The sequence below is a fragment of the Pseudomonas sp. LBUM1676 genome, assembly GCF_059695605.1.
The window spans coordinates 4,076,669-4,095,418 of record NZ_CP166777.1; the positions used below are offsets into that span (position 1 = coordinate 4,076,669).

General features: G+C 61.3%; 21 protein-coding genes. 12 read left to right on the forward strand and 9 right to left on the reverse strand.

Going from position 1 to position 18,750, the window contains the following annotated elements; genetic code table 11:
- Positions 1–210: 210 nt before the first annotated feature.
- From ACA041_RS18845 to ACA041_RS18870, 6 genes are read left to right on the forward strand one after another with little or no spacing between them, the layout of a single operon-like run.
- A complete protein-coding gene (locus tag ACA041_RS18845) occupies positions 211–3,129 on the forward strand; it encodes a monovalent cation/H+ antiporter subunit A (protein WP_497435599.1) in 2,919 nt (972 codons plus the stop codon).
- Positions 3,129–3,473, forward strand: coding sequence for a Na+/H+ antiporter subunit C (locus ACA041_RS18850; protein ID WP_007986256.1), 345 nt, complete (start codon positions 3,129–3,131; stop codon positions 3,471–3,473). The genes ACA041_RS18845 and ACA041_RS18850 overlap by 1 nt, the downstream gene beginning before the upstream one ends.
- Positions 3,470–5,155, forward strand: a complete 1,686-nt coding sequence (locus ACA041_RS18855) for a monovalent cation/H+ antiporter subunit D (protein ID WP_497435603.1) — start codon at positions 3,470–3,472, stop codon at positions 5,153–5,155. Before ACA041_RS18850 ends, ACA041_RS18855 begins: the two co-directional genes overlap by 4 nt.
- Positions 5,152–5,640: a Na+/H+ antiporter subunit E gene (locus ACA041_RS18860; RefSeq protein ID WP_497435608.1), complete on the forward strand. Its 489-nt coding sequence runs from the start codon at positions 5,152–5,154 to the stop codon at positions 5,638–5,640. The genes ACA041_RS18855 and ACA041_RS18860 overlap by 4 nt, the downstream gene beginning before the upstream one ends.
- Complete coding sequence (locus ACA041_RS18865) at positions 5,637–5,915, forward strand: K+/H+ antiporter subunit F (protein WP_497435612.1); 279 nt, start codon at positions 5,637–5,639, stop codon at positions 5,913–5,915. The genes ACA041_RS18860 and ACA041_RS18865 overlap by 4 nt, the downstream gene beginning before the upstream one ends.
- Positions 5,912–6,274, forward strand: coding sequence for a Na+/H+ antiporter subunit G (locus ACA041_RS18870; RefSeq protein ID WP_497435617.1), 363 nt, complete (start codon positions 5,912–5,914; stop codon positions 6,272–6,274). Before ACA041_RS18865 ends, ACA041_RS18870 begins: the two co-directional genes overlap by 4 nt.
- Positions 6,275–6,418: 144 nt before the next feature.
- Here the strand turns inward: ACA041_RS18870 and ACA041_RS18875 are convergent, their stop codons facing one another.
- From ACA041_RS18875 to ACA041_RS18885, 3 genes are all read right to left on the reverse strand, one after another.
- Positions 6,419–6,856: a DUF3995 domain-containing protein gene (locus tag ACA041_RS18875; protein WP_497435622.1), complete on the reverse strand. Its 438-nt coding sequence runs from the start codon at positions 6,854–6,856 to the stop codon at positions 6,419–6,421.
- Between the two features lie 83 nt (positions 6,857–6,939).
- Complete coding sequence (locus ACA041_RS18880; RefSeq protein ID WP_497435627.1) at positions 6,940–7,956, reverse strand: ABC transporter substrate-binding protein; 1,017 nt, start codon at positions 7,954–7,956, stop codon at positions 6,940–6,942.
- A 115-nt stretch (positions 7,957–8,071) separates the two neighbouring features.
- Positions 8,072–8,521, reverse strand: coding sequence for a hypothetical protein (locus tag ACA041_RS18885; protein ID WP_497442114.1), 450 nt, complete (start codon positions 8,519–8,521; stop codon positions 8,072–8,074).
- Between the two features lie 483 nt (positions 8,522–9,004).
- Between ACA041_RS18885 and ACA041_RS18890 the strand changes: the two genes are divergently transcribed.
- From ACA041_RS18890 to ACA041_RS18900, 3 genes are all read left to right on the forward strand, one after another.
- Positions 9,005–9,202, forward strand: coding sequence for a hypothetical protein (locus tag ACA041_RS18890; protein WP_497442115.1), 198 nt, complete (start codon positions 9,005–9,007; stop codon positions 9,200–9,202).
- Between the two features lie 158 nt (positions 9,203–9,360).
- Positions 9,361–9,591 (forward strand): hypothetical protein, encoded by a 231-nt coding sequence (locus tag ACA041_RS18895; protein ID WP_497435632.1) that lies wholly within the window; start codon positions 9,361–9,363, stop codon positions 9,589–9,591.
- Between the two features lie 130 nt (positions 9,592–9,721).
- Complete coding sequence (locus ACA041_RS18900; RefSeq protein ID WP_497435637.1) at positions 9,722–9,961, forward strand: DUF2789 domain-containing protein; 240 nt, start codon at positions 9,722–9,724, stop codon at positions 9,959–9,961.
- A gap of 8 nt (positions 9,962–9,969) precedes the next feature.
- Here the strand turns inward: ACA041_RS18900 and ACA041_RS18905 are convergent, their stop codons facing one another.
- The 3 genes from ACA041_RS18905 to ACA041_RS18915 all read right to left on the reverse strand — a co-directional run bounded on the left by ACA041_RS18905 (position 9,970) and on the right by ACA041_RS18915 (position 12,632).
- Positions 9,970–10,173, reverse strand: coding sequence for a hypothetical protein (locus ACA041_RS18905; RefSeq protein ID WP_497435641.1), 204 nt, complete (start codon positions 10,171–10,173; stop codon positions 9,970–9,972).
- 236 nt (positions 10,174–10,409) lie between these two features.
- Complete coding sequence (locus ACA041_RS18910) at positions 10,410–12,011, reverse strand: methyl-accepting chemotaxis protein (protein WP_497435643.1); 1,602 nt, start codon at positions 12,009–12,011, stop codon at positions 10,410–10,412.
- A 216-nt stretch (positions 12,012–12,227) separates the two neighbouring features.
- Positions 12,228–12,632 (reverse strand): TraR/DksA family transcriptional regulator, encoded by a 405-nt coding sequence (locus ACA041_RS18915; RefSeq protein WP_007907888.1) that lies wholly within the window; start codon positions 12,630–12,632, stop codon positions 12,228–12,230.
- Between the two features lie 501 nt (positions 12,633–13,133).
- On the opposite strand from ACA041_RS18915, the gene ACA041_RS18920 reads away from it, so the two are divergent.
- A complete protein-coding gene (locus tag ACA041_RS18920) occupies positions 13,134–13,745 on the forward strand; it encodes a glutathione S-transferase family protein (protein WP_497435645.1) in 612 nt (203 codons plus the stop codon).
- A 289-nt stretch (positions 13,746–14,034) separates the two neighbouring features.
- Here ACA041_RS18920 and ACA041_RS18925 read toward each other — a convergent pair whose 3' ends face one another.
- Complete coding sequence (locus ACA041_RS18925; RefSeq protein WP_497435648.1) at positions 14,035–14,970, reverse strand: hypothetical protein; 936 nt, start codon at positions 14,968–14,970, stop codon at positions 14,035–14,037.
- Positions 14,971–15,322: 352 nt separating this feature from the next.
- Between ACA041_RS18925 and ACA041_RS18930 the strand changes: the two genes are divergently transcribed.
- Both ACA041_RS18930 and ACA041_RS18935 read left to right on the forward strand, forming a co-directional pair.
- Positions 15,323–16,006 (forward strand): response regulator transcription factor, encoded by a 684-nt coding sequence (locus ACA041_RS18930; protein ID WP_497435650.1) that lies wholly within the window; start codon positions 15,323–15,325, stop codon positions 16,004–16,006.
- Positions 15,984–17,378 (forward strand): sensor histidine kinase, encoded by a 1,395-nt coding sequence (locus ACA041_RS18935; protein WP_497435655.1) that lies wholly within the window; start codon positions 15,984–15,986, stop codon positions 17,376–17,378. Before ACA041_RS18930 ends, ACA041_RS18935 begins: the two co-directional genes overlap by 23 nt.
- Before the next feature lie 136 nt (positions 17,379–17,514).
- Here ACA041_RS18935 and ACA041_RS18940 read toward each other — a convergent pair whose 3' ends face one another.
- Both ACA041_RS18940 and ACA041_RS18945 read right to left on the reverse strand, forming a co-directional pair.
- Positions 17,515–17,925, reverse strand: coding sequence for an SRPBCC family protein (locus ACA041_RS18940; protein ID WP_497435659.1), 411 nt, complete (start codon positions 17,923–17,925; stop codon positions 17,515–17,517).
- A 27-nt stretch (positions 17,926–17,952) separates the two neighbouring features.
- Positions 17,953–18,750 (reverse strand): SDR family NAD(P)-dependent oxidoreductase, encoded by a 798-nt coding sequence (locus ACA041_RS18945; RefSeq protein WP_497435662.1) that lies wholly within the window; start codon positions 18,748–18,750, stop codon positions 17,953–17,955.

Here is an 18,750-nt window from a genome sequence, read left to right on the forward strand (position 1 = left end):
TCGCTCCCACATTGGATCTGCTGCGTTGACATAACCCCTGTGGGAGCGAGCCTGCTCGCGAAGGGGCCAGACCTGCTGAACACAGCCCTTCGAAACAATGTGAATCACGCTTTTTCCATCTACCTTGTAGGATTCTGCGACAGCTTGGCGTTTGGCGATCCGGGAGCTGGCACGTATGATGCTTCACAAACTTCCGCAGATTAGAAGCCTATGTCCCTGATAGTTCTACTGCTTCTGCCCTTCGTCGGCAGCTGTCTGGCAGCCGTGCTGCCGCACAACGCGCGTAACACCGAATCCTTACTGGCTGGCCTGGTCGCCCTTATCGGCACCATTCAGGTCGCCCTGCTGTTCCCGCAAATTGCCGATGGCGGCGTGATCCGCGAAGAATTCTCCTGGCTGCCGAGCCTGGGCCTGAACTTCGTGCTGCGCATGGACGGTTTCGCCTGGCTGTTCTCGATGCTGGTGCTGGGCATCGGCACCCTGGTCTCTTTGTACGCCCGCTATTACATGTCGCCGGACGATCCGGTGCCGCGGTTCTTCGCGTTCTTCCTGGCGTTCATGGGCGCCATGCTCGGCCTGGTGCTCTCCGGCAACCTGATCCAGATCGTGTTTTTCTGGGAGCTGACCAGCCTCTTCTCATTCCTGTTGATCGGCTACTGGCACCACCGCGCCGATGCACGGCGCGGCGCGTACATGGCCCTGATGGTCACCGGTGCCGGCGGTTTGTGCCTGCTGGCGGGGGTCATGCTGCTTGGCCATGTGGTCGGCAGCTATGACCTGGACAAGGTTCTGGCCGCCGGCGAGCTGATTCGCGCACATGCCCTCTACCCTGTCCTGCTGCCCCTGATCCTGATCGGCGCCTTGAGCAAAAGCGCGCAATTCCCCTTCCACTTCTGGCTGCCCCATGCAATGGCGGCGCCGACACCGGTCTCGGCCTATCTGCACTCGGCGACCATGGTCAAGGCCGGGGTGTTTCTCCTGGCGCGGCTGTGGCCGTCGCTGTCCGGCAGTGAAGAATGGTTCTACATCGTCAGCGGGGCCGGCGCCTGCACCCTGTTGCTCGGCGCGTACTGCGCGATGTTCCAGAACGACCTCAAGGGCCTGCTGGCCTACTCGACCATCAGCCACCTGGGGCTGATCACCCTGCTGTTGGGCCTGAACAGTCCGCTGGCCGCCGTGGCCGCGGTGTTCCATATTCTTAACCACGCCACCTTCAAGGCCTCGCTGTTCATGGCCGCCGGGATCATCGACCACGAAAGCGGCACGCGGGACATCCGCAGGCTCAGCGGTCTGGTCAAGCTGATTCCGTTCACCGCCACCCTGGCCATGGTCGCCAGCGCCTCCATGGCCGGTGTGCCGTTGCTCAACGGTTTCCTCTCCAAAGAAATGTTCTTCGCCGAAACCGTGTTCATCAACGCGACCGCCTGGATCGAGTTGACCCTGCCGATCGTCGCGACCATCGCCGGCACCTTCAGCGTCGCCTACTCCCTGCGCTTCACGGTCGACGTGTTCTTCGGCCCGACCGCCACCGACTTGCCGCACACCCCCCACGAACCGCCGCGCTGGATGCGCGCACCCGTGGAATTGCTGGTGTTTGCCTGCCTGGTGGTGGGGATTTTCCCGGCGCAGGTGGTCGGCTCCCTGCTGGCGGCCGCGGCGCTGCCGGTGGTGGGTGGACCCCTGCCGGAATACAGCCTGGCAATCTGGCACGGCTGGAACGCACCGATGATCATGAGCCTGGTCGCGATGTCCGGTGGCATCCTGCTCTACCTGCTGCTGCGCAATCAGCTCAAGCGCGGACGCTTCAAGTACCCGCCGCTTATTGGCCGGTTCAACGGCAAGCGCCTGTTCGAGCGCAGCCTGGTGATCATGATGCGCCTGGCCCGACGCCTGGAGCGGCGGATCAGTACCAAGCGCCTGCAAACCCAATTGTTCCTGGTGGTACTCGTCGCGGTGCTGGCCGGGCTGATCCCGATGCTGCACAGCAGCCTGAGCTGGGGCGACCGACCGAAGATCCCCGGTTCGATCGTGTTCGTGACCCTGTGGCTGCTGGCAATTGCCTGTGCCCTCGGCGCGGCGTGGCAGGCCAAGTATCACCGGCTCGCGGCCCTGACCATGGTCAGCGTCTGTGGCCTGATGACCTGCGTGACCTTTGTCTGGTTCTCGGCACCGGATCTGGCGCTGACGCAACTGGCGGTCGAAGTGGTGACCACGGTGCTGATCCTGCTGGGCCTGCGCTGGTTGCCGCGACGGATCGAAGAGGTCTCGCCGCTGCCGAGCACGCTGCGCAAGGCACGCATCCGGCGCCTGCGGGACCTGTTGCTGTCGATCGCGGTCGGAGGCGGCATGGCGCTGTTGTCCTACGCCATGCTGACGCGCCAGACGCCGAACGACATTTCTTCGTTCTACCTCAGTCGCGCCCTGCCCGAAGGTGGCGGCAGCAACGTGGTCAACGTGATGCTGGTGGATTTCCGTGGCTTCGACACCCTCGGCGAGATCACCGTGCTGGCGGCCGTGGCGCTGGCCGTGTTCGCCCTGCTGCGTCGCTTCCGCCCGCCCAAAGAAAGCCTGCAGTTGCCGGCCCAGCAGCGTCTGCTGGCGCCTGATGTGGTCACCGACCTGGTCAACCCGCGACACGCCAGCGATACCGCGCTCGGCTTCATGATGGTGCCGGCGGTGCTGGTGCGCCTGCTGTTGCCGATTGCCTTTGTGGTGTCGGTCTACCTGTTCATACGCGGCCACAATCAGCCGGGCGGCGGGTTTGTCGCTGGATTGGTGATGTCGGTGGCGTTCATCCTGCAGTACATGGTCGCCGGCACCCAGTGGGTCGAGGCGCAGATGAGCCTGCGTCCGCTGCGCTGGATGGGCACCGGCCTGCTGTTCGCCACGGTCACCGGCCTGGGTGCGATGGCGGTCGGTTATCCGTTCCTGACCACCCACACCTGGCATTTCGAACTGCCGGTGCTGGGCGATATCCACATCGCCAGCGCGCTGTTCTTCGACATCGGCGTGTACTCGGTGGTGGTCGGTTCCACCCTGTTGATCCTCACCGCTCTCGCCCACCAATCGGTACGGGGTCACAAGACTGCGGCCCTGCCCAGAGCCGTTGCCTCCCAAGGAGCCGTCTGATGGAAGAAGTCATCGCAATCGCCATCGGCGTACTGGCCGCGTCCGGGGTCTGGCTGATCCTGCGGCCGCGCACGTTCCAGGTGGTCATGGGCCTGTGCCTGCTGTCCTACGGCGTCAACCTGTTCATTTTCAGCATGGGCAGCCTGTTCATCGGCAAGGAACCGATCATCAAGGACGGCGTGCCCCAGGACCTGCTGCATTACACCGATCCGCTGCCGCAGGCGCTGGTGCTGACCGCGATCGTGATCAGCTTCGCCATGACCGCGCTGTTCCTGGTGGTGCTGCTGGCCTCCCGGGGCCTGACCGGCACCGACCATGTGGATGGCCGGGAGCCTAAAGAATGAATTTGATGCCACACCTGATCGCCGCACCGATCCTGCTGCCGCTGCTGACCGCCGCCCTGATGCTGATGCTGGGCGAGAAGCACCGGCCATTGAAGGCCAAGATCAACCTGCTCTCCAGCCTGGTGGGCCTGGGCATCGCCGTGCTGTTGCTGCAATGGACCCAGGACACCGGCGTGCCCGGCTCCATCGGCGTGTACCTGCCCGGCAATTGGCAAGCGCCGTTCGGCATCGTGCTGGTGGTCGATCGCCTGTCGGCGCTGATGCTGGTGCTGACCGGGATCATCGGCGTCAGCGCCCTGCTGTTCGCCATGGCCCGCTGGGACGGTGCCGGCTCAAGCTTCCACGCGCTGTTCCAGATCCAGATGATGGGCCTGTATGGCGCGTTCCTGACGGCGGATCTGTTCAACCTGTTCGTCTTCTTCGAGGTGCTGCTGGCCGCCTCCTACGGCTTGATGCTCCATGGTTCGGGCAGGTCGCGGGTGTCGGCGGGGTTGCATTACATCTCGATCAACCTGCTCGCCTCGTCGCTGTTCCTGATCGGCGCGGCGCTGATCTACGGCGTCACCGGCACCCTGAACATGGCCGACCTGGCACTGAAAATACCCCTGGTGCCCGAAGCCGATCGCGGCCTGCTGCATGCCGGCGCGGCGATTCTCGCCGTGGCGTTCCTGGCCAAGGCCGGGATGTGGCCACTGAACTTCTGGCTGGTCCCGGCCTATTGTGCGGCCAGCGCGCCAGTGGCGGCGATGTTCGCGATCATGACCAAGGTGGGCGTGTACACCCTGCTGCGCCTGTGGACCCTGCTGTTCTCCGGCCAGGCCGGCGCGTCGGCGTACTTTGGCGGCGACTGGCTGATCTATGGCGGCATGGCGACCATCGTCTGTGCCTCGGTAGCGATTCTTGCCGCGCAACGCCTGGAGCGCCTGGCCAGCCTGAGCATCCTGGTGTCGGCGGGGATTCTGCTGGCGGCCATCGGTTTCGCCCAGCCCAACCTGATCGGCGCGGCGCTGTTCTATCTGGTCAGCTCGACCCTGGCCTTGAGCGCGCTGTTCCTGTTGGCCGAGTTGATCGAACGTTCGCGTTCAGCCAATGAAATGCCGCTGTTCGATGACGGCGACCTGCTACCTAGGCCGATGGAGTCCCTGCAGCCGCCCAAAGGCATCAACCTCGACGACGAACAGAAAGCCGTGGTCGGCCAGGTGATTCCCTGGACCATGGCGTTCCTGGGCTTGAGTTTCATCGCCTGCTCGCTGTTGATCATCGGCATGCCGCCGCTCTCCGGCTTCATCGGCAAGCTCGGCCTGCTCAGCGCCCTGCTCAACCCGTTGGGTCTGAGCTCTTCGGGCGACGTGCCGGTATCAAACGCAGCGTGGGGTTTGCTGGCATTGCTGATCATCTCCGGAGTGGCATCGTTGATCGCCTTCTCACGCCTGGGGATCCAGCGTTTCTGGACCCCTGAAGAACGACCATCGCCCTTGCTGCGTCGTTTCGAATGCGTACCGATCATCGCGCTGCTGGGCTTGAGCATCGCCCTCACGTTCAAGGCCGAGCCGCTGATGCGCTACACCCAGGCTGCCGCCGCAGCCTTGAACAACCCGCAGCAATACGTGATGGCAGTGCTCGGCACCCGCGCCATTCCAAGCCCGGAAGCCAAGACTGCGCTGGCCGAGGTGCAACCATGAGGCGTCTGTTTCCCGCGCCGTGGCTGTCCCTGGCACTGTGGGTGTTGTGGCTGGTGCTGAACCTGTCGCTGAGTCCGGGCAATCTGTTGCTGGGCGCGGCACTGGGGATCTGTGCGCCGTTGATGATGCGCAAGCTGCGTCCGCTGCCGATCCGCATTCGGCGTCCCGGGGTGATCCTGCGTCTGTTCCTGTTGGTGGGGCGCGATGTCCTGGTGTCCAACCTGGTCGTCGCCTGGGGCGTGCTCAACGCCGGGCGCCGCCCACCGCGTTCGCGCTTCATCAAGGTGCCGTTGGACCTGCGCGATGCCAATGGCCTGGCGGCGCTGTCGATGATCTGCACCGTGGTGCCCGGCACCGTCTGGTCGGAACTGGCGCTGGATCGCAGCATCCTGTTGCTGCACGTGTTCGATCTGGATGACGAAGCGCTGTTCATCCAGCACTTCAAGGCTGCCTACGAGCGCCCATTGATGGAGATCTTCGAATGAGCCCGCTGCTGTCGAACGCGATCCTGCTGAGCCTGTTCATCTTTTCCCTGGCGATGGTGCTGACCCTGATCCGGCTGTTCAGGGGGCCGTCGGCCCAGGACCGGGTGCTGGCCCTGGATTACCTGTACATCGTCGCGATGCTGATGATGCTGACCCTGGGCATCAGGTATGCCAGTGACACCTATTTCGAGGCAGCGTTGCTGGTTGCCCTGTTCGGCTTCGTCGGCTCGTTTGCCCTGGCCAAATTCCTGCTGCGTGGCGAGGTGATCGAATGAACATGCAACTGTCGCTGTGGATCGAGATTCCGGTGGCGATCCTGCTGGTGCTCGGCAGTCTGTTTGCGCTGGTGGGCGCCGTCGGCCTGCTGCGGATGAAGGATTACTTCCAGCGCATGCACCCGCCGGCCCTGGCCTCGACACTCGGTGCCTGGTGCGCGGCACTCGCCTCGATCATTTACTTTTCCGCGCTCAAGTCCGGGCCGGTGCTGCATGCCTGGCTGATTCCGATCCTGTTGGCGATCACGGTGCCGGTGACCACCTTGCTGCTGGCGCGGGCGGCGTTGTTCCGCAAGCGGATGGCGGGGGATGATGTGCCGGCTGAGGTGAGTAGTCGGCGTACGAAGAGCGAGAGTTAGGTTCATAGAGGTGTATTGGTTGACAGGACCTCTTGGCGAGCAGGCTCGCTCCCACACTGAATTTTCAGTGAACACGGATTTTGTGTCTGACTCAGATCAACTGTAGGAGCGAGCCTGCTCGCGAAGAGGCCAGTCCGGTTGACCTCAGATCCAGGCCACTGCCAACAACCCCACCCCCAACACCACACACAACGGCGAATAAGCCCAGGTATCAAGCCGGGCAAACCGCGAATCCTTGACCTGCTTGAAAAACCCCACCAGATTCGAATCACCGATCGCCCGGGCGAACATCAGCATCGCGATGGCGCTGATCACCCATTGCAGCGACCAGTGATGCACCGTGGGCAGATACAGGCCGACCCGCAGGCAGACCAGCATTGCGATCAGCAGCAACCCCACCGCCACCAGCAGCGTGGCAAAGCCCGAAGGCTTGAATGCCGGCCTGGACGCTGCGCCGCTCTCGCCGGGCACGCGCGGCACCGCGGCCTCGCTACCGATCTTGCCACCCGCCGCCCAGTACAAATGGATCAGGCTGATCGACAGGAAGATGACAGCGATCCATTGCGCAATTATCAGGCTCATGTTCAGACGTCCAGCGTGAAATGTCGCAGCAGGATGAACTTCCTTGACCGATTTTGTAAGGGTTGACAGGTTAAGCCATCCGCCTACTTCAGATCGGCAGCCACCCTATCCGCCACATCCTTGGGCACCCAAGCCCGCCACACATCCGGGTGCGCCTTCATGAACGCCTGCGCCGCCTGCCGTGGCGGAGTGTGTTTTTCGCTCATCTCGGCCAGGGCCTTGTTCAATGGGTCGATCGGAAAATCGACCTTGCTGAAGAACTCGGCAATCTGCGGGTACTGTTTCTGGAAGGGTGTGGACACGCCGATGGACAGCTTCGAGGCCAGCGAGCGCGTCGGTTTCGGATTCGGGTTATCAGCGTCGGTCAGGGTTTTCCAGGCTTGCGCATCGAACGGCGGCTCTTCCAGCTGAATCAGCTTGAAGCGACCAAGCAGCGGCGTCGGCGACCAGTAATAGAACAGCACCGGCTTGCCGCGACGGATCGACGAACTGATCTCCGCGTCCAGCGCCGCTCCGGAGCCGCTGCGAAAATTCACATAACTGTCGTCCAGGCCATAGGCCTTGAGCTTCTGCTTGTTGACCACTTCGGACGTCCAGCCGATCGGGCTGTTGAGGAAGCGCCCCTTGCCCGGCGTCTCGGGGTCGCTGAACACGCCTTTGTATTTGGGCAGGTCACTGACACTGCGCAGGTCCGGCGCCAGCGCTTTGATGCCCCTGGCCGGGTCACCCTTGATCACATACTCCGGCACCCACCAGCCCTCGGTCGCGCCCTTGACCGTATCGCCCAGGCTGGCGACTTTGCCTTCAGCCTCGGCCTTGACCCACACCGGACTGCGCCCGGCCCATTCTTCGCCGATGACCTGAATGTCATTGTTGGCCAGCGCGGTTTCCAGGGTGATGGTCGTCCCCGGCAAGGTATCGGTCGGCAACCCGTAGCCCTTCTCGACGATGATGCGCAGGATGTCGGTGATCAGGCTGCCGCTTTCCCAGTTCAGGTCGGCAAAGTGGATCGGCGCCTGGGCAGCGAACACTGGAACGGGTGAAGCCAACAAACCGAACGTGGCCAGGGTAGCGGCCAGCAACCGTCGAAATCCGTTCATGCTTTTGCACCTCGTGCTGTACACGGCAATGGCAGGATGGCCTGGCGCAAGACCGCAAAGCCTCTGAATACTCAGTCAACTGACTGTAGTAGAGGTTCCTGCTTTTTCAGGTGCTTTAATCGCTGGCCTTGAAGTTCACCAGTTCACCCTTGCGCCACTTGGCAGCCTTGGCGGTAACGGCCTTGAGGGTTTTGGTCAGGCCTTCCTGCAGCTGCTGGTGGGCGGCGAACACCATCACCACGCTATGCCCTTCCTTGAACAGGATCCCATGGCCATCGGCGCTGGTCACGTAGGCGTAATCACCCAGTCCGTACACCGTCAGTTTGATTTCGCGGAACTTGATGTCCAGCTTGCCGCCTTCGCGACTGGGCAGTACGGAGGCGCTGAAATGATCGCCGACCTTGAGCTTGAGTCCCGGTTTGTCGTCTACCACCAGTGCTGACTCGGTATCGATTTCGGCAATGTAAATGCCTTCGGCGTTCTGTTCGGTGATGTAAACGAAACGTGACTGAAACTGTTTAACCAGCTTTGCGCGCAAATCACCCAGCACGAACAACGCATGCATATCGAGATTACTTACTGCCAAGGAAACATCCCCACATCTGAAAATGATGCCGCGCGCAGGAAAAGCGCACAGCAGAAAAAAGCGGCAATGCCGAGGGTTTGACCAAATGACCCGGGTTGTTCCTGAGGACGAGCCGTGTGCTCGTTCCACCGCGAGGCGAGAGAAGATTACTGGAATGTCACTCGCGCCGCCTCTGCTGGTGTTCGCCAGAGGTTGAAGGAAAACGCCCTGCTGACGGCCAGAAAAACCGGATTACTAACTTTAGGGAAAAATCGCTAAAAAAAAAGCACTTTTCTGACATATCGCCGGCAAAAAATTGCTTTAGATACCCATCAATCGCCAACCAGCAGTGGTGATTCTAGAGCAGCGATGCTCACCAAGACTACTCAAAACGAAGTACACACGTCGGCCAAACAACGAAAAGGACTTCCCATGTGCACACTGACCCACTTCGCTCAACCTCAGCCATCCTCTGCAGGCGCCATGGCAGCCCGGCAAACGCCATTGTTTCGGGCCCATGACATACCCCTGCGAACCCTTGCCACACCGCGGTTCCAGGTGGTACTGGCGGGTAACGCCTTCTTCCATATCAAGGAAATCTCCACGGGCCATGTAAGAGGTTTCCGCGGCGACCATAACGAAGCCTGCGCCCTCGCCCGCTCCCTCGAATCACGCCTTTGACCGCTGCACGGCGCCCATCCCGATAGACGTTTCGTCATGCCGGCGAGTTAACTCAGCCGCCGGCAGCCAACTACTGCCATACTGGATGACCAATGAAACCCGCCCCTCAGGGCGCGCGGCATTCAAACAACAGAATATTTCCAAGGGAAGTCTGCTACGTGACGGAATTTGATATCGGTGAATTTTTTATCCGGGGCGAAGCCAGAGAAGTCGAAGGCGAATTCCAGGCCGTCATTGTCATGCGCGCCAAACCACCCCTGACCACCGTGACCTATCACCAGGTCGAGAAGGATCGCTGGTTCAAGACCTGCGACGTCGCCGCCATCGCCGCCCAGGAGGCCGCCAAGGCCCTGAAGCTGGCCGTCGATGAAGGTGCATTGAAAGCCTGATCGTCGGCTTGCAGTCTATGCTCATTCCTGCTTTCGAACATCGCTATCGAACTCCTGAAGCGCGGCTCCCTCAGATGCAATGCAGCCGCACCTCAGATCTCGCACCCGCGTGACCAGCAAGGAGATGAAGATGGATTCACCTACACATGACTTGAAAGGCTTGTTCGACCAGCTCGGCCTGGACTCCAGCGAGAAAGCCATCGACGATTTCATCGCCAGCCATTCGCCGCTGGCCGATGATAAAAAACTCATCGAAGCCGAGTTCTGGACGCCGCAGCAAGCCGGCTTCCTAAAGGAACAATTGCGCGAAGATGCGGATTGGGCGCGGGTGGTCGACGACCTCAACCTGCGTATGCACCAAGTCCAGTAGCCTTTGATTCAATGCAGGCTGTCGGGTGTTGCGGCGCTCAATTGCGCGAGCCAGGCAGCTCTGCACTCCTGGGCCTCTTCGCGACTGGAGAAGGCCGTCCCCCGACGTTCGCCATCCAGCAGCACCACCCAGCAGACGTTCTGCCCCACCGCACGCAAACTGGCGGGCACACCGCTGCCAATCATCACCGCTACATCGACTCTGCCTTGCATGCTGACCTCTCGAATTTCATTAGCTGCCTAACTATATAGGCATGGTAACGAGTCCAATTCCGAGGAAACAGCAACGCTGTTGTACAGCTTCGTTACTAAAACTGTAACAATGTCGTGCTCGTTGTAGGAGCGAGCTTGCTCGCGATGGATTCCAGAGCACCGCGTATTATCCAGCAAACACGCGTTATCATTGACGACCATCGCGAGCAAGCTCGCTCCTACAAAGGCTTAGGTGCTCAGCGAGGGCTCTGCGGCTTGTAGCCCAGGCGCAGTCCACCCCAATGCCGGCCCTTGAGCATGATCGGCACCGAGAGATCGTGCATCAGCTCACCGGTGTCGCGGGTATAGGTTTGCAGCAACACGGCTTGTTGATGGCTGCCACAGCGGATCCCGGTGCGGTCGGCGAACTTGCGTTTGGTGCGGTTGTTCAGGGTGTCGACCTGCGCGTCACCGGTCAATGGCTGGCTGAAGGCCTTGTTATGGGTCGGCACATAGCCTTGCTGGGTGCAGGCTATGGCGAACACCAGGCCCTCATGGCGCGGCAGCAACGATTCCTGGATCGCCGGCAAGACCTGGTCGGTGTAGCGATCGAAACGGGTCTGGTACTTGGCCGGGCTGGTATTGGGGATCGCCTGGTAATGGCGATCGAACAAGTCGTCGAGGCTGACTCGGCCCTCGTCGATATCCGCTTCGAAACGCGCCGCGATCTGGCTCATGCCTTCACGGGCCAGGTCGTAGATGCGCTGGTGATAGTCATCCAGTCCGACTTCGGCCAGACGCTCGCTGATAGTTTCGGCCTGACCCTCCATTTGCACGGCCGCTTCGGCCAGGCGTCGGGTCTGTTGGTCACTGACCGCCAGATCGCTGCGCATCTGCTCGATAGCGTGGAACAGGCTGTCGAGTTGCTCGCGGTTGGTCTCTGCGCCCTTGGCGATGTCCCCCACCTGGCTTTCGACACCCGCCGCCAGACGCGCGATGTTGTCCAGATGTTTGCCGGTGAGCTCGACCTGTTCGACGCCGGTGTCGAGGTCACTGGACAACTGGCGAATCTGCTCCACCACTTGCGCGGTGCGCTGCTGAATATCGGCGACCATCTCCCCGACCTCACCGGTGGCGATCGCCGTGCGCGCAGCCAGGCCGCGAACCTCATCGGCCACCACCGCAAAGCCGCGCCCGTGCTCCCCGGCCCGCGCCGCTTCGATTGCTGCGTTGAGTGCCAACAGATTGGTCTGACTGGCGATCGACTGGATCACCAGGGTCACCCGCTGGATCTCGTCGCTGCGCAGGCTCAGGGCTTCGATCAGCTCCCGGCTGTTGCTGGCGCGCTGGCTGAGCTGATGCATGCGGGCAATGGACTCGATCAGCTCCGAGCGCCCTGCCGCGCTGCTGCGGTGCGCCTCGCTGGCCGCATTCAGGGCTTGCTGGCTGAGGGTCGAAGTGGCTTGTTCGGTGGCGATCATCACTTCGGCATTGCTGACGATGCGCGCGGCGGCACTGAGTTGCGATTGCAGTTTGTCGGCCAGTTGCTTGACCGAATAGGCCACGCCAGCGGCCGACAAGGCGTTATGACTGGTGGTGTAGGAAAGATCGCGGGTCAACTCGCCGAGGGCGTCGGCGTTGTCGGCAGGGGTTTGAGCGATGGGGCGCGAGCGCAGGCGCGGCAGCCAGATGATCAGCACCGCCAGTGGCAGGCCAAGGTAGAGTGACCAGCCAGCCAGCGCCATGCCACACAACAGGAGCATCAGGGCGATGCTTTGCAGGGTCGGCGTGAGCCACAGGTTTTTCGGCAAAACTACGGCTGCGGGCACTGCCCCGGCCAGAGACCCGTCTCGCGTCATCGTCGTCACCCCATGCAGTTTCTAATTGTTGTATGCGCATTAAACGCCACTACAAAGCCATTATCTATGGTCCGTTAGTAGTGGGCATTGCAGCAGATCAATAATCAATAGAAGTGCCCGGGAGTTTTTCGCAGACGGCAAAAAGCATCGCGGGCAAGCCTCGCGCCTACAGGTTGCGTAGGAGTGAGGCTTGCCCGCGAGGCTGGCGCTACGGAATCAGGCCTGACGCTGGTGCTTGTCGATCTGTTCGTGACGCTCTTGGGCTTCGATGCAGTATTTGGTGGTCGGGCTGATCAGCAGGCGCTTGAGACCAATGGCCTCGCCGCTGTCGTCGCACCAGCCGAAGCTGTCTTCCTTGATGCGCTCCAGGGCTTGTTCCAACTGGGGCAGCATGCGCTGGTCGCGATCGATCGCGTTCACCAGCCAGGTGCGCTCTTCTTCGACAGAAGCAGCGTCAGCCGGGTCGGCCGGGGTGTCCAGGCTCTCGATGGCGATGCGGTTCTGTTCGATGCGCTCATGGGTTTCGACTTTCATGTTCTGCAACAGCTCGGAGAAAAAAGCATGTTGCTCGGCATTCATGTAGTCATCCGCCGGCATGGCCAGCAACTTGTCCTTTGTCATTGATATCTCTATAAAAAAACGTGCATTAAGGCGAATTAGGGAGCGTTCCGGTGGACCCGGTCGGTCATCGGAAAGGCGCCAGTTATTCCAAGCGCCACCCGGCACTCAATTTACGAGGGGCGGCAGTCTAAGGCCGACTTGAGGCCTCAGCAACTGAAAAGACAGCGAATTCGTCCGACAAAGCCCCGAAAGTGCTCTATGGCAAGCGATGCGGTGGTTATCGGAGTGCGTTTATAGCAAGAAATTCAATCGAGCGGCTGTATATAGAAGACAAACGGCTGCGGGATGCGAGTCGGGCGTGGCCGTTAGACCCAGGCCCCCGCGGTACTCGCCGCCATCATGGAGTGCCAGGCGCTGTTTATCAACGTGGCCTATCGTTTGGAGAAGGTCGACAAGATTCACCAACAGGTGGGTTTCGAGGACTGGCGCGACCCAGGTTGCAGCGCGCTGAGCCTCGGCCCAGGTTGTCCATCCCGAAACGGCCATCGAAGGAGAGATGCAATGAAATTGATCGGCATGCTGGATTCGCCCTACGTGCGACGCGTCGCCATTTCCGCCAAGTGCCTGGGGATTGAGCTGGAACATCAGGCGGTTTCGGTGTTTCGGCACTTCGACCAATTCCAGCAGATCAACCCGGTGGTCAAGGCGCCGACGTTGGTCCTGGATGACGGTGAGGTGCTGATGGACTCGACCCTGATCATCGACTACCTGGAGGCGTTGGCCGGTCCTGGAAAGAGTCTGATGCCGGGCGACCTCGATCAACGACTGCGCGCGTTGCGCCTGATTGGTTTGGGGTTGGTGGCCTGCGAGAAATCCGTGCAGCTGTACTACGAACGCAACCTGCGGCCAGCGGAGATTCAGTTCGAACCCTGGGTTGAACGGGTCGAAGAACAACTGGCGGCGGCGTACTCGGCGCTGGAACGGGAGCTGGAAAAGCAGCCGCTGAAGACTGACGGCTCGATTGACCAGGACGGGATTACCCTGGCGGTAGCCTGGAGCTTTACCAACCTTGTGGTGCCGGATCAGGTAGGGACAGCGCGGTTTGCGCAGATCAGTGCGTTTACCTCGTATGCCGAGGGGCTTGGGGTGTTTGTCGATACGCCGATCGAATAGGCAGATTTGTAGTGTCTGTTCTGGCGCCTTCGCGAGCAGGCTCGCTCCCACAGTGGATTGTGAACGGCACAGATCAATGTGGGAGCGAGCCTGCTCGCGAAGACGGACTGACAGTCACCATCGTCATAACTCTCGGATCGCACATATAAAAAAGCCGCCTCCACCAGAGGCGGAAGCGGCAGAGGCACAAGCCTCAGTACTATCAGGTAAACAGAGCGATCAGGATAATGATCGGGATCGGTATGCCGAGAAAGAACAGCAATAATGAGCGCATGGAAGTTCTCCTGGGTTAACGAACAGGTACTGTAGTGGTGGAAACATAAGCGTCGGTTTCAAGATACTCGACCGCATCCCGACGACGACCACCGAAAGTTGCAGCGAAGCTGGCGAAGAACGCGCCGATCAGCAGTGCAATGAACATCCACAGCGAGGTCATTGCAGCCACCTTCGCAGCGGTGTCAGCGGCTTGCTGGGCAGCCAGTTTGGCGTCGGCTACAGCTTTCTGAGTGCGGGCATAGACCTCATCGACACGGCGTTCGGCATCCGCTTGAGTGAGGTTGGTCCGCTGGGCAACCAGCTGTGCCAGGTAGGTGCGGTCTTCGGCGGACAGCTGGCCTTCGCTCAGGCTGCGCACGAAGATGCGGGTCACGGTGCTACGGGCGGCATCATCGCTGACGGCGGCCGGGCGATCATCGCGGAACAGACTGTCGATGAAGTAACCGTACTGATCACTGTCGGTATTGGCGGCAGCCGTGCCAGCGGCTTGAGTCACGGCACTGGCGGCACCACCGGCCATACTCGCCCCGGCCTGCACACCACCACTGACGATACCGCTGACCGAGCCGACCAGCAGCGTCGCAGTCACCAGGGTCGCCACGCACCAGGCCAGAAAGCCATGGGCCGTGTCACGGAAGTAAACCTCGTCACCGTGCATATTCGCCCACTTCACCCGCAGGCGACCGGCGATGTAACCACCAAGCCCTGAGGCGATGATTTGTGTGACGGCGAGCCAGACGATCGTGGAAATGCCCAGGCCCTTGGCACTCATGCCTTCATTGGCCCAGGGCGACACCGCGGAAAAACCCAGGCCGAAGCCGAGCAGCACCAGAATCAGCGACAACGCGGCCGCCGCCGCAGCACCGGCGAATATGGCACCCCAGGACACACCAGAGCGCGAGCTCGATTCGTATTCGGCAGGATAGAAACCATCAGGGGATCTATTCATTGTTTTATCGCTCCAGGCAGAAAGATGGTGTTACAACTCTTCGAATGAAGAAATGCAGTCAGCGTGCCAGTCGCGAGTTTTTAATAAATAGTTTGATTTCAACAGGTTATAAATATTGAACTTCCAATATCCATGCAAATTGCAACAACGTGCAAATATCAGCGGGTTTTATGCATTGCAAAATCCAGGAATCGCAGCCGGCGGCCGCTCACCGACCACGTTACGAGTCCTATCCCCAGCAGGCTGCGATCTTTTAATCTTGCCGCCTGACATGAAGTTTTATTTAGTAAGCCCGCGATCATTTCTTGGCAAAATGCCACGCAACGTTGTGAACTCCTGACAGGCCCGCCCTATGACCCGCATCTTGACCATCGAAGACGACGCCGTGACCGCCCGGGAAATCGTTGCCGAATTGAGCAGCCACGGCCTCGACGTGGATTGGGTCGACAACGGCCGTGAAGGCCTGGCCCGCGCGGTCAGTGGCGACTACGACCTGATCACCCTCGACCGCATGCTGCCCGAGCTCGATGGCCTGGCGATTGTCACCACCCTGCGGACCATGGGCGTGGCTACGCCGATCCTGATGATCAGCGCGCTCTCCGATGTCGATGAGCGCGTGCGGGGGTTGCGTGCCGGGGGTGACGATTACCTGACCAAACCCTTCGCCACCGATGAAATGGCCGCCCGGGTCGAGGTCCTGCTGCGTCGGCAGAACACCGTCACGGCCCAGGCCACCACGCTGCGGGTGGCGGACCTGGAACTGAACCTGATCAGCCACGAAGCCATCCGCGACGGCCAGCTCCTGACCTTGCTGCCCACCGAGTACAAGCTGCTGGAATTCCTGATGCGCAACACCGGGCAGATTCTGTCGCGGATGATGATTTTCGAAGAGGTCTGGGGTTACCACTTCGACCCCGGCACCAATTTGATCGACGTGCACATCGGCCGTCTGCGCAAGAAGATCGACCCGCCCGGCAATGTCCCACTGATTCGGACCGTGCGAGGCTCGGGTTATGTCATTGCCGAACCCGTCTAAAGGCTGGCGCTCTTCCAGCAGCCGGTTGCTGGCGCTCTACAGTTCGCTGTTCGTGCTCTGGAGCGGGATTCTCATGGGGGTCATGTACTACGAGGTCTCGGCTTACCTGGACAACCTGGCCAAACACTCGCTGATGCAACGCCAGCACTTGTTTTCGCGTTTTTCCGGGGAACAACTGGTGGACGCCCTCGCCGTCAGCATGACCTTCGACATTCCCGGCCTCGACGCCTATGGCCTGTTCGATGAACAGCATCGTTACCTCAGCGGCGCCCTGCGCCACATCCCCAAAGGCCTGCCGCTGGACGGCAAGATTCACATGCTCGGCGACTGTGCCGACTCCGACGACCCGACCCTGCCCAACGACAGTTGCGACGCGGTGGCGACCCAGGCCAGGGACGGTCGCTGGCTGGTGCTGCTGCGGGACAACGGCTCACTGTTTGCCGTGACCCGGATCATTCTGCACGCGCTGTTCTGGGGCGTGACCATGACCATCGTTCCGGGCATCGTCGGTTGGCACCTGTTGCGCCGCCGGCCCCTGCGGCGCATCCGCGGGATCCAGGCCAGCGCCGAGGCCATCGTCGCCGGCGACCTGACCCGGCGCTTGCCGCTGTCCAGTCGCCGCGATGAACTGGACATGCTGGCGGCCATCGTCAACGCCATGCTCGAACGCATCGAGCGCTTGATGAACGAGGTCAAGGGCGTATGCGACAACATCGCCCATGACCTGCGCACGCCGCTGACCCGCTTGCGCGCGCAGTTGTACCGCATGCAGCAACAGGCGGGCGAAGGCTCGGCCGAAGCGGCGCAACTCGACTCAGTGCTCGCCGAAGCGGACACCTTGATGGCGCGCTTTCGTGGGCTGCTGCGGATTTCCGAACTGGAAGATCGCCAGCGCCGCTCCGGTTTCGTGCAGCTGGATCCGCTGCCGTTGTTGCAGGAACTGCACGAGTTTTATCTGCCATTGGCCGAAGAAGGTGAGCTGGGTTTCCAGCTGCAATTGCCTGACTCACTGCCACCACTGAATGGCGATAGGGCGTTGTTGTTCGAGGCGGTAGCCAACCTGCTGAGCAACTCGATCAAATTCACCCCGCCCGGTGGCCAGGTGATTTTGCGCGGGGTCGATGAAGGTGGGCACACGCGGATCGAAGTGCTCGACTCGGGGCCCGGAATTGCTGAAGGTGAACGCGAAGCCGTGTTCCAGCGCTTCTATCGCGCCGAAGGCGGCAATCCGCAAAGCGGGTTCGGGCTGGGGTTGTCGATCGTTGCGGCGATTGTCAGCCTGCACGGGTTTGCGCTGGAGGTGGGTAGCAGTGAATTGGGTGGGGCGAAATTGGTGCTCGATTGCCGGCAGAACCTGATCTCACAGGGCTGACACACTCTCCCTCACAATGAAGAACCACTGTGGGAGCGAGCCTGCTCGCGAAGGCTGCCTGCCAGTCAACATTGATGTTGTCTGACACGGCGCTTTCGCGAGCAGGCTCGCTCCCACAAAGGGATTTGTGCTGTTGTCAGGCCGGGTAGTTGGCCCGCAGGGCCTCGAGCCCACCCTGGTAAATCCCGCTGAACAGCGCCACCACTTCCTCATCACTCACACCCACCGGCGCAAACCGCCCCGACCAGGTCACCCGCGCGCCCTCGCCTTGCGCTTGGACACTGAGCGTCGCCAGGTAGTCGGTCGCCGGAAACGGCGCCTGCACAATCGAATAGCTGTAGGTCTTCGCCGCGTCATCAAACGCCTGAAGACGCTCGACCACCACCGCCCCATCCGCCGTTCGCAGGCTGCGCACCCGCCCGCCTTCGCTCAGTTCGCTTTCGGGAATGAACGGCAGCCAGTCCGGCAGCGAATTGAAGCCGCCGATCAATTGCCAGACCTGGTCGGCCGAAGCCGGAATATCGATAAACGCTGATGCAGTTGCCATGTACGGTTCTCTCTCAATCAAAAAGGTTCAGATCGCCATGCTGTCGACGACACCGCCGTCGACCCGCAGGGCTGCGCCAGTGGTCGCCGAGGACAACGGCGAAGCAATATAAGCCACCAGATTGGCGACTTCCTCGACATCCGCCACACGCTGGATGATCGAGCTCGGCCGGGCCTTGCGCACGAAGGCGTCGGCTTCTTCCCGGGCACTGCGACCAGACGCGGTGGTGGCGTCCTTGAGCATCTGTTCCAGGCCGTCGGTAAAGGTCGGGCCTGGCAGGATCGCGTTAACCGTCACGCCCGTGCCCGCCAGCCGTTTGGCCAGGCCATGGGACACCGCGAGGTTAGCGCTTTTGGTCACGCCGTAGTTGATCATGTCGGCCGGGATCGCCACCCCGGATTCCGAGGACAGGAAAATCACCCGGCCCCAGCCCTGCTTGACCATGTCCGGCACGTAATGCCGGGCCAGACGCACGCCGGAGATCACGTTGACCTCGTAGAAGCGTGTCCACTCGCTGTCCGGGGCGTCGAAGAAATCCACCTCGTTGAAGATCCCGAGGTTGTTCACCAGGATGTCGGCCCGAGGTTCGGCGGCGAACAATTGCCCGGCGCCTTCGGCAGTGCCCAGGTCCGCGGTAAGGCCACGCAACTGCGCCCCCGGCACGCTCTGGCGAATGCTCGCCAGCGCCTGCTCGACCTTGGCCGTGTCGCGGCCGATCAACACCACCGTGGCGCCGGACTCGGCCAGTGCCTTGCTGATGCCCAGGCCGATGCCGGCGGTGCTGCCACTGACAATCGCAAGTTTTCCAGTCAGATCGATGTTCAT